The organism is Chitinophaga parva (genome assembly GCF_003071345.1).
In the GTDB taxonomy this organism is placed as follows: Bacteria; Bacteroidota; Bacteroidia; order Chitinophagales; family Chitinophagaceae; genus Chitinophaga; species Chitinophaga parva.
In genome coordinates this window covers 1,584,398-1,597,328 of record NZ_QCYK01000001.1, presented here as the reverse complement: position 1 = coordinate 1,597,328, position 12,931 = coordinate 1,584,398, and the positions used below count along the sequence as shown (strand labels likewise).

Sequence of the window (12,931 nt, the reverse complement as noted above, 5' to 3'; positions counted from 1 at the left end):
AACGGCTGCCCTTTTTTGAAGGCAGCCGTTTTATCACTTATAATCAGCGTTTACTTTATTTTCTGGTATGCCTCCAGCCCCGCTTTCAGCCAGGCGGCATATTCAGCGGCGTTAGGCGTATACCCCACCGGCTTGGTCAGCAGTTGTTCATCAGGGCTGATCAGCACATAGAAAGGCTGTGAGTTATTGATGAAGTTCACTGTCTGCATAGTGGCATATTTATCCCCAATGGTCCGGATCTTTTTCTTGCTGCCATCCGTAGCTGTGAACAGGAACTGCTCTTCTTCCGGCAGTTGCGCGCGGTCATCCACATACAGCGATACCAGGATGTAATCGTTCTTTATGATGGATTTCACCAGTGGGTTAGGCCATACATTTTCTTCCATCTTTCGGCAGTTCACGCACGCCCAGCCGGTAAAGTCTATCAGTAAGGGTTTGTGTTGCTCCTTAGCCAGTGCCAATGCTTTGAAATAATCATTGCGCACATTGGGCTCTACATCGCCGGTATTTTCTTTATACACGCTGTAGCTCAGGGGCGGCGGGAAACCGCTGATCAACTGGCGGTTGGCCGCCTTGGTATTGGTAACACCAGGCGCCAGGTAAGCCGCAAATGCAAAGAAGATCACAGCAAAGATCCAGCGGGTAGCGGAGATCTTTTTCAGCGGGGCATCATGGGCAAAGCGCACCTTACCCAGCATGTACAGGGCTGCGAGCACGCAGATCACGATCCAGATGCCAAAGAACACTTCCCGTTTCAGCAGGCCCCAGTGCATTACCAGGTCCGCGTTGGATAAGAACTTCAGCGCCATAGCCACTTCAATGAAACCCAACACTACTTTTACAGAAGTAAGCCAGCCACCGGATTTGGGCAGTGACTTCAGCAGGTTAGGGAACAGGGCAAAGATAGAGAAAGGCAGCGCCAGGGCCAGGCCAAAGCCTGCCATGCCCATGGTGAGCTGCACCGCACCGCCATCCGTGCTCAGGGCACCTGCCAGCAGGGTACCCAGGATAGGACCGGTACAGGAGAACGATACCAAAGCCAGGGTGAGGGCCATGAAGAAGGTACCTACCAGGCCGCCTACGCTGGCCTTGGAATCCACTTTGGAAGCCAGGCCGCTGGGCAGGGTGATCTCAAAGTAACCGAAGAAAGAAATGGCAAATACCACGAAGATGATGAAGAAGAAAAGATTCAGGTAAACGTTCGTGGAAATATTGTTGAGGATCTCTGAATTGCCACTCCCAATAAAATAAAAAGGAGTGCTAAGCAATACATAGATCAGGAAAATAAAGAACCCATACATGGATGCATTGAAAATGCCGGCACCCCGGCTTTCCGCTTTCTTGGTGAAAAACGACACGGTGAGCGGGATCATCGGGAACACACAAGGCGTGAGCAGGGCAATGAAGCCGCCGGCAAAACCGAGCAGGAAGATAGTCCACAGGCTCTTCTTGCCTTCTGCACCGGTACCACCCACATCAGACAGGGGATGGTTGATATCAATAGCGGTACGCTTCAGTTCCTGTGAATTACCTGCATTTTCCTGCAGGCCGGCGGCCGCGGTGCTGATATTACCCTGGGCGTCCAGTACAAATTTGAAAGCATCGTCATCGGGACCGGTGATCTCCTCTCCCTTCAGCGCCATGTAAGACACAACGCCTTTCAGGTTCTTTGGAGCACCTTTCACATTCAGCGTTGCTACCAGTTCTACATTGTGCTCAAAGTATTTAACGTTGGCATCCAGCAGTTTTTCCTTGCGGGCTTCCAGTTTGCCTTGCTCTGTAATGTTGCTGATGCTGGCCACCGTAGCGGTAGCACTGTCCAGGGTGATGCGGGTATAAGGCAGGTCGTCCGGCATGGTGGTGGAGAACAGGATCCATCCATTTTCGATGCTGGCTTTTGCGTGCAGCAGGTACACCCCTTCGCTTTTCTTTTCCGCGCTGTACGTCCAGTGTACAGCCTTGGCGGTACTATCCTGTGCCCTGGCTGGCAAAGCCGCTATCATGGCCCACGCCAGCAAAGCGTATAAGTATTTCATAGTTGATTATCTTGGTTGGTTGGTTTTTTGCGAGAAAACAACAAACGAGTTCCATAAAGAACTCGTTTGGGTTATCAAAAAAATAAATAGTACGGATTGATATTACTTGGCTGCGCCACCTACTGCAATGGCAAACTCCAGTTCTTTGGGCGGCAGGCATTGGTGATCATCGCAGGTCATGAACTCTACGGAGCCTTTCACCTTGGTAGCGGCTTTACCTTTTACTACCACGGTCTGCACAAAGTCTACCTTGTCTGCGTAGTATTTCAGTTCAGAATTGAAGTTCTTGTCAAACGCCTTGAGCAGCTTACCGTCTTCCTTCACTTTGCCGGAGTTGGCCACCAGCGGGTTCTTGGAGAACTTGAAAGCAGTGGCTACCGGGCCCTCACCAGCTTCCTGTGCATACAGGTGCCAGCCGTGGTCAATGGTAGCGGTCATGTGCAGTTCGTAAGTTGTTTCATTGATCTTTTTGGAAGAGAAATTCCACTTCACGGGATTTTCGATCTGCGCGCTCACCAGCAGGGGCAGGGCGAACAGGGCGATCAGTGTTAACAGTTTTTTCATGTTCTGAATACTTGGTTTGGTTGGCTTAAAATAATTCCCCTAATGTAGTCCATTTGTACCGTCTATCGCGTAACAAATGGTTAAGTGGCTATTTTAAGCGATGAACAGTTGTGGTGAATAGACAGTACAAGCGCAATATTAGGGTTATTCCCTGATATAAAATTGTTAAAAAATCCTGCGCCATGGTCTGTCCTAACCCACGTCCTGTGGGCATTCCAGCCCATTTTTAAACGCAGAAAGCCTTCCACCGGCTGCGGCAGGCCGCGGGCGGTAGAAGGCTTTCCCCTACAGGGTCACCGGCTTAGCCGATCAGGCCCTGGAAGATGAGCTGTCCGTCGGTGTTCAGCAGGTCCCTGCTGGTAGCGCGTTCAGGGTGGGGCATCATCCCAAATACGTTCTTATCCTTGTTAGTAATGCCGGCAATGTTACGGGCAGCACCGTTGAAATTATGGTCATCGTGGATATTGCCAAACTCGTCGCAGTAACGGAAGAGCACCTGGTTGTTGGCAAACAGGCCGTCCAGGGTGGCTTCGTCTGCGTAGTAACGCCCTTCGCCATGTGCTACCGGGATCTTCAGCGGGGTGCCGGCCAGGAAACGGGTGATAGGCGTAGCCGTATTTTCACTTTTCAGGTACACGTTCTTGCACACAAATTGCTGGCGCTGGTTCAGCAGCAGTACGCCTGGCAACAGGCCCGCCTCGCAGAGGATCTGGAAGCCGTTGCACACGCCCAGCACGCGGCCGCCATTGTTGGCAAAGTCGATCACACTCTGCATCATGGGGCTGAAACGGGCAATGGCGCCGCAGCGCAGGTAATCACCGTAGGAAAAACCACCCGGCAGCACGATGCAGTCTTCTGTATTGAAAGCGCTCAGGTCTTTATCCTTATGCCACAGTTCTATTACTTCCTGGCCCATATCATGGCGCAGGGCGTCTATCATATCATGGTCACAATTGGATCCCGGGAAGGTTACTACCCCAAATTTCATATGCAGTCGTATTTAAAAAGAAGTGGCAAAGTTAGGCTAAATTCCCCGGAAAACAGTGCCCGTTATCAGATTGTTAGATGGGCATCTGCCTAGGTGAAATACTGCATCAGCAACACATACCCCAATACCAGGATGTGTACCGCGTTGGCAATGGTGTTATTGCGGATGCTCCAGAATACATTGGCCCCAAACATGGAAATGGGCAGCACCGCCACCAGCCAGTAGGCCGGGTTGAATTTTACGCTGAAGAACGGCACCACCAGCGCCACCAGTACAAACACCAGGGATACGCTCCAGATCTTACGCCCCTGGATGAGCATTTTCTTCAGCGCCCGCTGCAGCAGCGCCCACCCGGCCACCAGGAACAGCACGCACACTACCGTGGCGCCCCATACCTTGTAATCGTTCACAAAAGGATTGGCCAGGCCTATGTTGGGAATGCTGTACAGCATGGACCAGCGGTCTGTAAGGAAAAGATAAGTGCCCAGCAGGTAAATGGGGCAGATCAGCCCCATGAGCCCGATGATCCATTCCGCCAGGCGGAAAGCACGCATAATCAGCAGGCTGATCAGTAATAACAGCAGGAACACCACGGCGGGGAAGTACAGGAGGGCGGCTATGCCAATGGCAAAGCCGGTATTGAACACCACATCCCGCACGGACGTGCGGCTGTACAGGTCTGTAAGACTGGAAAACACCCACAGCATGATCAGGTTCACCAGCAGCACCGGGCTAAAGGCCGACCAGTTGTCCAGCAGGGAAGTGAACAGCAGGTAGGTCATGGCCGGCAGGTAATTCGGCTTGGCAAAGAGGCGGTGGTAGTTGATGATCTTATTGAAAAGCAGTGCCTGTACAAACTGAAGCAGGATGGCCAGGGTGGTAAAGAACAGGGGGCTGTTGCCCACCAGCGCTTTCAGCCAGTTTACCAGCAGTGTATACAGCAGGCCTTCCGACCCACCCATCAGGTAAGTAGACGGGTGGAGCAGGTAATAGAATTTAAGGAAGATCGTATAGATAAGCAGCAACAGTACCGTAAGCGGGTTGCCGGAACGGAAGTATCGTATCACGATGCAAAGGTGTGATTAAAAGTCAATTTTTGCAAAGCAAATATAATTCCGGTACACACAGGGCACCAATACGGTGCGGGCGCCTATCTGCTTGCCAAAACGGGGCATCCAGGTGTAGCCCTTATCCAGGTTGCGCAGGGTGGGCATATGGCTGATCTTACCGTCCGGGGTAATGCTGTTGTCTGTTACCAGCCAGTTACGGCGGTCCGGCTCATTGAAGAGGAAACGCAGTTCGCTGCCCACGTTCACCATCAGGTAGCTGAGGAACATATCGGAACCATCATCATACTGCTGCTTGTTCACGATGTTGCTCCACTGCAGGTTACCTTCTTCATCATAAGAAAGTACGGCTACATTGTCGTAGTGGTAGCGGTAGCCCTGGGGACCATTGTTGTAGTACCAGGGATTATACATGGAAGAATACGGGGAGTAGTAGTAAGGGTACATACCGCCATAAGGGCCATACAGGTAGTTCCAGCGGTTGTAAGGCTGGTAGCGGGAGGTGGTGTAAAAACATTCTGCCGTCACCAGGAAACCACCGCTCTTCAGGTTTACAATGCGGCGCAGGAAGTAGTCGTTAAAGGCGCCCGCAGTGCTGGCATCCCCTTTTGCACTGGCTTTCAGCTCCTGGGAGAAATCCACGAACTTCTCATATACGGATTGTTTCTGGCCAAAGTCAAACTTGTTGATGTAGAGCCCTTCTACATTGCCCCGCTTCTGCTTGTAGTAAAAACCGGTGGTGAGCACCCGTTTGGTGCTGTTATCCAGTTTCACCTTTAACTCATCCACCAGTTGGTCTTTCAATGCAAAGGGATAGGTTGCAAAGGAATCCACGGTAGGTTGCTTGTGGATCAGCTGTCCTCCTATCATCACATCCCGGTTGTTGCTGCGTTCCAGCTTGGTGAAGATAAAATCACCATCATTTCCCAGGCTGAAGTTACCCAGGAAGTGCTTCTTGCTTTCCATGGGCAAAGACACGCGGCTGTTGTTGATCAGCAGCATGGAGCTGTCGTACAGGAAGGTGTAAAAGATATTATCATTCTGGCGGTCCTGGTTGATCTTGTAGAGCATGATCTTGCTCTTGTCTTCTGAGAACTGCACGGAGTATACCTTATTTTCCACAGTGGCGTTGCCAATGCGGGTAGAGTCCAGCAGCAAAGGTGCCTGGTTAAATCCGCCATCCGCCTGCATGGTAGCGCAGAAGGCAAATACAGCATCCTTACGCTGGAACTGGTAGAAGAACAGCACACGGTCCGGGTAGGCCACCAGGTCCATGCTGAGCAGTTTCTTAGGCAGGAAGTCCAGGGGAATACGCTGGAGGGGCTTCAGATCGTTATCATAGGTGGACACGGCAAACTCCCCACGGTCACTTTTGTAGACCATGATCTTGCCACCCACTTTACCGATGATCTCAAACTCCGTGGTCTTGAAATCATCCTTCTCCGGGTCTGTGTAGGTTACTTTCTGGGCCATGGCAGCACTACCCACGAAAAGGAGCAGCACCCAGCAATAAAAACGTAATGGCATCTTGTCTTTATCTAAAAATTGAAGAATAATTATAAATGGTTCCTATTCCAAACCTACAGGAAAAAAACCATAAAGCGAAAACAGGCGTATCCGTGGCTTGTAACGGTTTGGAAAAAGGTATAGACCCACAATTAACACAATAGATTAAATACCAGGGGCATGATTTTTATTGTGTATTTTAGCACAAATATTTTCCACACTTAATAAGCGATCGCCCAACCATGAAAACAGTTATGATTACCGGTGGCACAGGCCTGATTGGTCAGGAACTGACACAGCTGCTTACAGAAGTAGGTTACCAGGTGATCATCATGGGACGGCAACGCCCGCAATACCCTTCCCGGGACCCCAAAGTAAAGTACGCCCAGTGGGACGTGAAGAACCAGACCCTGGATATACAGGCCCTCCAGGAGGCAGACTACATCGTGCACCTGGCCGGGGCCAACGTGGCCGCCCAGCGCTGGACCGCCGCCCGCAAGCAGGAGATCCTCAACAGCCGTACCCGCAGCAGCCAGTTGATCGTGGACATGCTGGGCCGGCATCCCAATAAAGTAACAAAAGTGATCAGCGCCGCAGCCACCGGCTTCTACGGCGAAAGCTATACGAGAACCTTCACCGAAGAAGACGCCCCCGCAGATGATTTCCTGGGCACCACCTGTGTGGCCTGGGAAAACAGCATCAAGCCCGTGCAGGACCTGGGCAAAAAGCTGGTGATCTTCCGTACCGGCATTACCCTGAGCCGCGCCGGCGGCGCCCTGGCAGAATTTTACCGCCCCCTCCGGTTGGGCGTGGCGGCCATCCTGGGCAGCGGGGAGCAATGGGTAAGCTGGATCCATGTGCACGACCTGGTGCGCCTCTATCTCAATGCCATCGTGAATGACAGCCTGGAAGGCATTTTCAACGCGGTAGCCCCCAATCCCGTGACCAATGAACGCCTGGTACTGGCCATGGCGCAGGCTGCGCGTAATAAGAACTTTGTGCCGGTGCATGCGCCGGCCTTTGCCCTGAAACTTATTTTAGGTGAAATGAGTGTGGAAATATTGAAAAGCTGTAAGGTGTCCAGCAGGAAGGTGGAAGATACGGGATTCCAGTTCTCCTACCCCACCATTGACGATGCAATGGACCAGTTGTTTAAGCAGCAGTAGTTACCCTTCCAGTACTTTCTTCATGGCAGACGCTTTCAGCAAACACTCCTCCCACTCCTGCTGGGGGGCACTCCGGAACGTAATGGCAGAGCCGGTGGAGAAGGATAGATATTGCTCTGCGGCGTTGTACAGCATACTGCGTATCACTACGTTAAAATCCATGTCGCCTTCCGGCGTAATGTAGCCGATGCTGCCGGAAAATAATCCCCGTTTACTTCTTTCATATTGCTCTATGAGCTGCATCACGCGCAGCTTGGGCGCGCCGGTCATGCTGCCCATGGGGAACGCATGCCGCAGCACGTCTGCGAAGCCCATCCCCGGTGCCAGTGTAGCCTGCACGGTGGAGATCATATGGTGTACCTGTGCAAAGGTATAGATCCCGCAAAGCTCTGCCACGCTTACGCTGCCGCGGGCAGCCGCCGGCGTAAGGTCATTGCGTACCAGGTCCACCACCATAATGTTTTCCGCACGCTCCTTCGCGCTGTGGCGCAAGAGGTCTTTTAAGCGGGCTTCTTCCGCCGCATCCTGCCCGCGGCGGATGGTGCCTTTAATAGGCTGGGAGATCACCGTACGCCCGCTTTGCTGCACAAAACGCTCGGGGCTTGCGCAGCAGCAGTACTGATCCTGCAGCTTATAAAATGCCGCAAACGGTGCCGGTGACAGGGCATTGAGGCGGGTGAACAAAGCCAGCGGGTCCAGCTCCGTTTCCGGCACAAAGTTCTCCCGGCAAAAGTTGATCTCGTAACAGTCTCCCCGGTGGATGTGGGCCTGCAGGGCTTTCACCGTATCCAGGTAGTCTGCATGCGGGAAGGGGCTTTGCACGGCATGCCGGGGTGGCGTTACGGCACTAACGGTAACGGGCATACGTAAACAGGCTTCATAAACCCTGCGGGCATCCGCCTCGCTGTAATGCCAGCCGCCAATGCGCACCAGTCCTGGCTGTACGAGGATCACCACTTCCGGCTGGAAGAAATAAATATCCGGGAACCCTATCCCGTCGGGGTGGGTGGAGGTTAAGGGGAAAAGTTCGTTTTTGAGGTCGTAGCCCAGGTGGCCAAAAAGCCAGTCGGGGTGCTGTGCGTGGAATGCCTGCAGGCGCTGGAACGCGGTAGTGCCGGGGCCTGGGGCCGCCGGGGCAAGGGAATGCACTACCCCTGCAGCCAGCAGGGCTTCATACCGTGCATACGGCGCGTTGTAACCATTGGCGTCCATAAAACAACAAATGTTGAACTGTTTGGACCAGTTCAACATTTGCAGTTTAAAAGATAGGAGATCCGCCGTCGGAAAATCAAAGAATATCCTGATAGCAGTAATCTTTATTTTTTAGAAATCATCGTCGTCGTCATCAAAGCGGTCGTCAAACAGGCCCATGTCCTTGAACTCTTCATCGATGCCCATGTCATCGTCATCATCTTTCTTGGAGCCGGGGCGGCCACGCTTGGATTTTGATTTTGGCATATCAAACTCCTGGAAGTCAGGATCGAAGTCTTCGTCGGCTTCGCCTTTTTCCCAATCGTCTGCTTCTTCATCGAGGTCCGCATCATCATCGATGTCATCGTCATCATCATCGGCAAAACGGGATTTGCCGGAAGCCTTTTTATCTGATGTTTTCGCGGTAGATTTTGAAGACGTTGTATCATCGTCATCATCCTCATCCTCCTCATCTTCTACAGCTTTCTTTGGCTTGGCAGCGGCTTTGGGCGTAGCTTTGGGGGCCTTTGGAGCAGTAGTTTTTTTGATCTCTTTGTCTTTATCAGATTTTGATTTCATAACTATAACACGCTTATTTCTTTAACGTAAAGTTTTAACAGTTTTTTTTATTCGCCAAATTTTTTTTACGCGTTTTTTTCACTAATTTCTGCACCCTATTTCTTCAAAATCTGATCTCTTTCCGGGCCATTGGAAACATACGCTACGGGGATGCCCATATATTCCTCGATAAATGCCAGGTAGGTCTTCATTTCCTGCGGCAGTGCTGCGTACGCAGTTACACCAGCCGTCTTATCTGTCCATCCTTTAAAGGTCTTGTACAAGGGTTTAATGGCAGCAGTATTGATGTCGTACGGTACCTGGTTTGTTTCCTTGCCATTCACCTCGTACGCTGTCGCTAAAGATACTTCATTAAACGCATCCAATACATCACTTTTTGTCATCACTAACTGGGTCACACCGCTCAGCATGCAGGTATAGTGCAGTGCTACCAGGTCCATCCAACCACAACGGCGCGGACGGCCGGTGGTGGCCCCAAATTCGTTACCGGTTTTGCGCAGCAGCTCACCGGTTTCATCATGCAGTTCCGTGGGGAAAGGACCACTGCCCACGCGGGTGCAGTAAGCCTTGGTCACCCCGATCACTTCCCGGATCCATTTTGGCGCCACCCCCAGGCCGGTACAAACGCCTGCGCTCAGGGTGGTGGAAGAGGTCACAAACGGGTAGGTACCGAAGTCCACATCCAGCATGCTGCCTTGCGCGCCCTCTGCCAGTACGGATTTGCCGGCATTGAGCTTTTCGTTGATAAAATATTCACCGTTCACGATGTTCATGCCACGCAGGAATTCCACCGCGGCAAAGAATTCTTCTTCCCAGGCGGAAATGTCTTCGGTGAAATTATAGTTACCCAGTAATTGTAAATGTTTCTGTTTAAGCTTTTCGTACAGGGCTTTAAAGTCGGGGCTCAGTACATCGCCAATTCTCAGGCCGTTACGGCCGGTCTTGTCCATGTAGGCAGGGCCAATACCTTTGAGGGTGGATCCGATCTTTTCGTGGCCTTTAGAAAGCTCGGAAGCCTTGTCCAGCGCACGGTGTGTCGGTACAATGATATGCGTTTTTTCCGCGATAAACAGATTTTTTTTCAGGTCAATGCCCAGCGCGGAGATCGTATCGTATTCTTTCTTAAAAGTAACCGGGTCCAGCACCACGCCGTTGCCGATCAGGTTGATGCATTTGTTATGGAACACACCGGAAGGAATGGTGTGCAGGACTACTTTGTGACCATTGAGGTACAGGGTGTGGCCGGCGTTCGGACCGCCCTGGAAACGTGCGATCACATCGTATTGGCCCGCAAAATAATCCACGATCTTGCCTTTGCCTTCATCACCCCACTGAAGCCCTAACAGTACATCTACCATGATAAATTAAATTTTTGTTTGACTTAACAGATTTTCAGGCGGCATTTCACCACCTTTTTTAACGAAGTGGCAAAATTAAGGCGATTTAGGTAAACTTTATAAAAAAGTAACAAAGGGTGTCATGGCAGGGAGATAAATTTTTTATTCGTCCTCCAGGCGGTCCACGGTCTGGATGCCATTCAGCTTGCGCAGCCGGTCCACCAGCTCATCCAGCTCCTCCTTATCGTGTACAAACACCTGGATGCGGCCTTCAAAAAGCCCCTCCTTGGATTCGATGGAAAGCCCGCTGATATTGATCTTCAGCTCACCGGAGATAATATTGGTGATCTTGTGGATCACGCCTACGTCGTCCATACCTACAATACGCAGGCCGGTCAGGAAGGATATTTCCCGGTTCTTCACCCACTTGGTCTTTACCACGCGGTGGCCGTAGTGGGCCAGCAGCTGGGCAGCATTGGGGCAATTGGTGCGGTGGATCTTCAACCCTTCGCTGGCGGTCACAAAGCCAAACACGTCGTCGCCCGGGATGGGGCGGCAGCAGTTGGCCAGTTTGTAGGCGATCTTGTCGGAACTTTCCCCGAAAATGATCAGCTCCGCATCTTTCTTGGGCATCTGGGCCGGGCGGGAAAACAGGTTCTCCTCCTGCTGGGGCGTGGGCTCCGGCTTCACCGGCTTGGGTGGTTCCAGCTTGTCGCCCAGGATGGAAAATTCCTTGAGCTCCTTCAGGTCAATGTTCTTCACCGCTATCTGGTAGTACAGGTCCAGCGGGGAAGGCTGGCGGTAGAAAGATACCAGCTCATTGATGTTGTACTGGCTGGCGCTCACTTTCATGTGGCCCAGCTTCCGCTCCAGGGTGTCCTTCCCGTCCATGGCCACGATGCGCTTTTCTTCCTTGAGCGCATCCTTGATCTTGGACTTGGCCTTGGCCGTGAGCACAAAGTTCAGCCAGTCTTCCGAAGGCTTCTGCTTGTTGCTCGTAATGATCTCCACCTGGTCACCGCTGCGCAGCTTGTGGCTCAGGGGCACCAGTTTGTAATTTACCTTGGCTCCTATACACTTGTTGCCGATGGCGGAGTGGATGGAGTAAGCAAAATCCAGCGCCGTGGAGCCTACCGGCAGGATGCGGAGGTCGCCCTTGGGCGTGTACACATATATTTCTTCGGTAAAGAGATTGCTTTTGAAATCGGCCAGGAAGTCCAGCGTGTTGGAGTCCGGGTTGTTCAGGATCTCGCGGATCTGGCTGAACCACTGGTCAAATTTTGACTCCTGCACCGCGCTGGGGTTGTTACCTTCCTTGTAGCGCCAGTGGGCGGCCAGGCCTTTCTCCGCATAGTCGTTCATACGCTTGGTGCGGATCTGCACTTCCACCCATTTACCCTGGGGGCCCATCACGGTTACGTGCAGGGCCTCGTACCCATTGGACTTGGGGTTGCTCAGCCAGTCGCGCGTGCGCTCCGGGCTGGGGTGGTAGAAATCAGTGATGATGGAATACACTTTCCAGCAGTCCGCCTTTTCCTTGTCCAGGGGTGTGTCCAGGATGATGCGGATGGCAAAGAGGTCGTACACTTCTTCAAAGGCCACGTTCTTGCTCTTGATCTTGTTCCAGATAGAGTGGATAGACTTGGGGCGGCCAAAGATATCGAAATGGAAGCCCTCTTCCTGGAGCACTTCCTTGATAGGTTTTATAAACTCGTTCACATAGCGGGTGCGTTCCCGCTTGGTTTCCTTCAGCTTGCGGGCAATGTCCCGGTAGGTTTGCTGCTCCGTGTACTTCATGGCCAGGTCTTCCATCTCCGACTTGATGTTGTACAGGCCCAGGCGGTGCGCCAGGGGAGCGTAGATGAAGACGGTCTCTGAAGCGATCTTCAGCTGCTTTTCCCGGCTCATGCTGTCCAGGGTACGCATATTATGCAGGCGGTCTGCCAGCTTTATGAGGATCACACGGGGATCGTCCGCCAGGGTAAGCAGGATCTTTTTGAAGTTCTCCGCCTGCACCGTACTGTTGGCAGAATCCACGATGGTACTGATCTTGGTGAGGCCGTCCACGATGTGGGCGATCTCGTTCCCGAATTCACGGCCTACGTCTTCCAGGGTGACCTCGGTATCTTCCACGGTATCATGCAGGAGGGCACAGATGGCCGAGCGTACGCCCAGGCCTATTTCTTCCACGCAGATCTGGGCTACGGCCAGGGGATGCAGGATATAGGGCTCGCCGGATTTGCGGCGCATCTCCTTGTGGGCGTCTGCCGCCATTTCAAAGGCGGTACGCACCAGTTCGCGGTCACCCTTTTTGAGGCGGGGCTTCAGCGCACGGAGCAGCGCCCGGTAATGCCGGACGATCTCTTTCTTCTCTTGTTCCTCGTCGAGTTGGTATTTTTGAACAGCCACTTTTTCCATTATTCTAAAGTTACGGATTTTGTGCCAGCAACGGTAATTAGTCACACAAAGTGGTGATAAGGCAAGTTTTATGTATAAA

At 52.3% G+C, this 12,931-nt stretch carries 10 protein-coding genes; 1 reads left to right on the top strand and 9 read right to left on the bottom strand.

Features of this window, described 5'->3' with window-relative positions:
• Positions 1–50 precede the first annotated feature (50 nt).
• From DCC81_RS06800 to DCC81_RS06780, 5 genes are all read right to left on the bottom strand, one after another.
• Complete coding sequence (locus tag DCC81_RS06800) at positions 51–2,036, bottom strand: protein-disulfide reductase DsbD family protein (protein ID WP_108685806.1); 1,986 nt, start codon at positions 2,034–2,036, stop codon at positions 51–53.
• Positions 2,037–2,138: 102 nt separating this feature from the next.
• Positions 2,139–2,600, bottom strand: a complete 462-nt coding sequence (locus DCC81_RS06795; RefSeq protein WP_108685805.1) for a protein-disulfide reductase DsbD domain-containing protein — start codon at positions 2,598–2,600, stop codon at positions 2,139–2,141.
• Positions 2,601–2,901: 301 nt separating this feature from the next.
• Positions 2,902–3,588, bottom strand: a complete 687-nt coding sequence (purQ, locus tag DCC81_RS06790; protein WP_108685804.1) for a phosphoribosylformylglycinamidine synthase subunit PurQ — start codon at positions 3,586–3,588, stop codon at positions 2,902–2,904.
• Between the two features lie 89 nt (positions 3,589–3,677).
• Positions 3,678–4,655, bottom strand: coding sequence for a hypothetical protein (locus tag DCC81_RS06785; protein WP_108685803.1), 978 nt, complete (start codon positions 4,653–4,655; stop codon positions 3,678–3,680).
• Between the two features lie 15 nt (positions 4,656–4,670).
• Positions 4,671–6,182: a hypothetical protein gene (locus DCC81_RS06780; RefSeq protein WP_133177578.1), complete on the bottom strand. Its 1,512-nt coding sequence runs from the start codon at positions 6,180–6,182 to the stop codon at positions 4,671–4,673.
• A gap of 221 nt (positions 6,183–6,403) precedes the next feature.
• Here DCC81_RS06780 and DCC81_RS06775 point away from each other — a divergent pair, with 221 nt between their 5' ends.
• Entirely contained in the window at positions 6,404–7,327 is a 924-nt protein-coding gene (locus tag DCC81_RS06775; RefSeq protein WP_108685801.1) for a TIGR01777 family oxidoreductase, read from the top strand.
• Here the strand turns inward: DCC81_RS06775 and DCC81_RS06770 are convergent, their stop codons facing one another.
• The 4 genes from DCC81_RS06770 to DCC81_RS06755 all read right to left on the bottom strand — a co-directional run bounded on the left by DCC81_RS06770 (position 7,328) and on the right by DCC81_RS06755 (position 12,852).
• Complete coding sequence (locus tag DCC81_RS06770) at positions 7,328–8,539, bottom strand: anthranilate synthase component I family protein (protein WP_240612916.1); 1,212 nt, start codon at positions 8,537–8,539, stop codon at positions 7,328–7,330. It abuts the gene before it with no gap.
• Positions 8,540–8,650: 111 nt separating this feature from the next.
• Entirely contained in the window at positions 8,651–9,097 is a 447-nt protein-coding gene (locus DCC81_RS06765) for a hypothetical protein (protein WP_108685799.1), read from the bottom strand.
• Between the two features lie 95 nt (positions 9,098–9,192).
• The gene (locus DCC81_RS06760; protein ID WP_108685798.1) at positions 9,193–10,455 is read right to left on the bottom strand and encodes an adenylosuccinate synthase; all 1,263 of its coding nucleotides are present in this window, start codon (positions 10,453–10,455) and stop codon (positions 9,193–9,195) included.
• Positions 10,456–10,596: 141 nt separating this feature from the next.
• Positions 10,597–12,852: a RelA/SpoT family protein gene (locus tag DCC81_RS06755; protein WP_108685797.1), complete on the bottom strand. Its 2,256-nt coding sequence runs from the start codon at positions 12,850–12,852 to the stop codon at positions 10,597–10,599.
• Positions 12,853–12,931: the final 79 nt, after the last annotated feature.

Excerpts from the sequence above, each read along its gene's own strand:
- DCC81_RS06800 (WP_108685806.1), bottom strand. The coding sequence starts at position 2,036 with ATGAAATACTTATACGCTTTGCTGGCGTGGGCCATGATAGCGGCTTTG.
- DCC81_RS06795 (WP_108685805.1), bottom strand. The coding sequence starts at position 2,600 with ATGAAAAAACTGTTAACACTGATCGCCCTGTTCGCCCTGCCCCTGCTG.
- purQ (WP_108685804.1), bottom strand. The coding sequence starts at position 3,588 with ATGAAATTTGGGGTAGTAACCTTCCCGGGATCCAATTGTGACCATGAT.
- DCC81_RS06780 (WP_133177578.1), bottom strand. The coding sequence starts at position 6,182 with ATGCCATTACGTTTTTATTGCTGGGTGCTGCTCCTTTTCGTGGGTAGT.
- DCC81_RS06775 (WP_108685801.1), top strand. The coding sequence starts at position 6,404 with ATGAAAACAGTTATGATTACCGGTGGCACAGGCCTGATTGGTCAGGAA.
- DCC81_RS06770 (WP_240612916.1), bottom strand. The coding sequence starts at position 8,539 with ATGGACGCCAATGGTTACAACGCGCCGTATGCACGGTATGAAGCCCTG.
- DCC81_RS06765 (WP_108685799.1), bottom strand. The coding sequence starts at position 9,097 with ATGAAATCAAAATCTGATAAAGACAAAGAGATCAAAAAAACTACTGCT.
- DCC81_RS06760 (WP_108685798.1), bottom strand. The coding sequence starts at position 10,455 with ATGGTAGATGTACTGTTAGGGCTTCAGTGGGGTGATGAAGGCAAAGGC.
- DCC81_RS06755 (WP_108685797.1), bottom strand. The coding sequence starts at position 12,852 with ATGGAAAAAGTGGCTGTTCAAAAATACCAACTCGACGAGGAACAAGAG.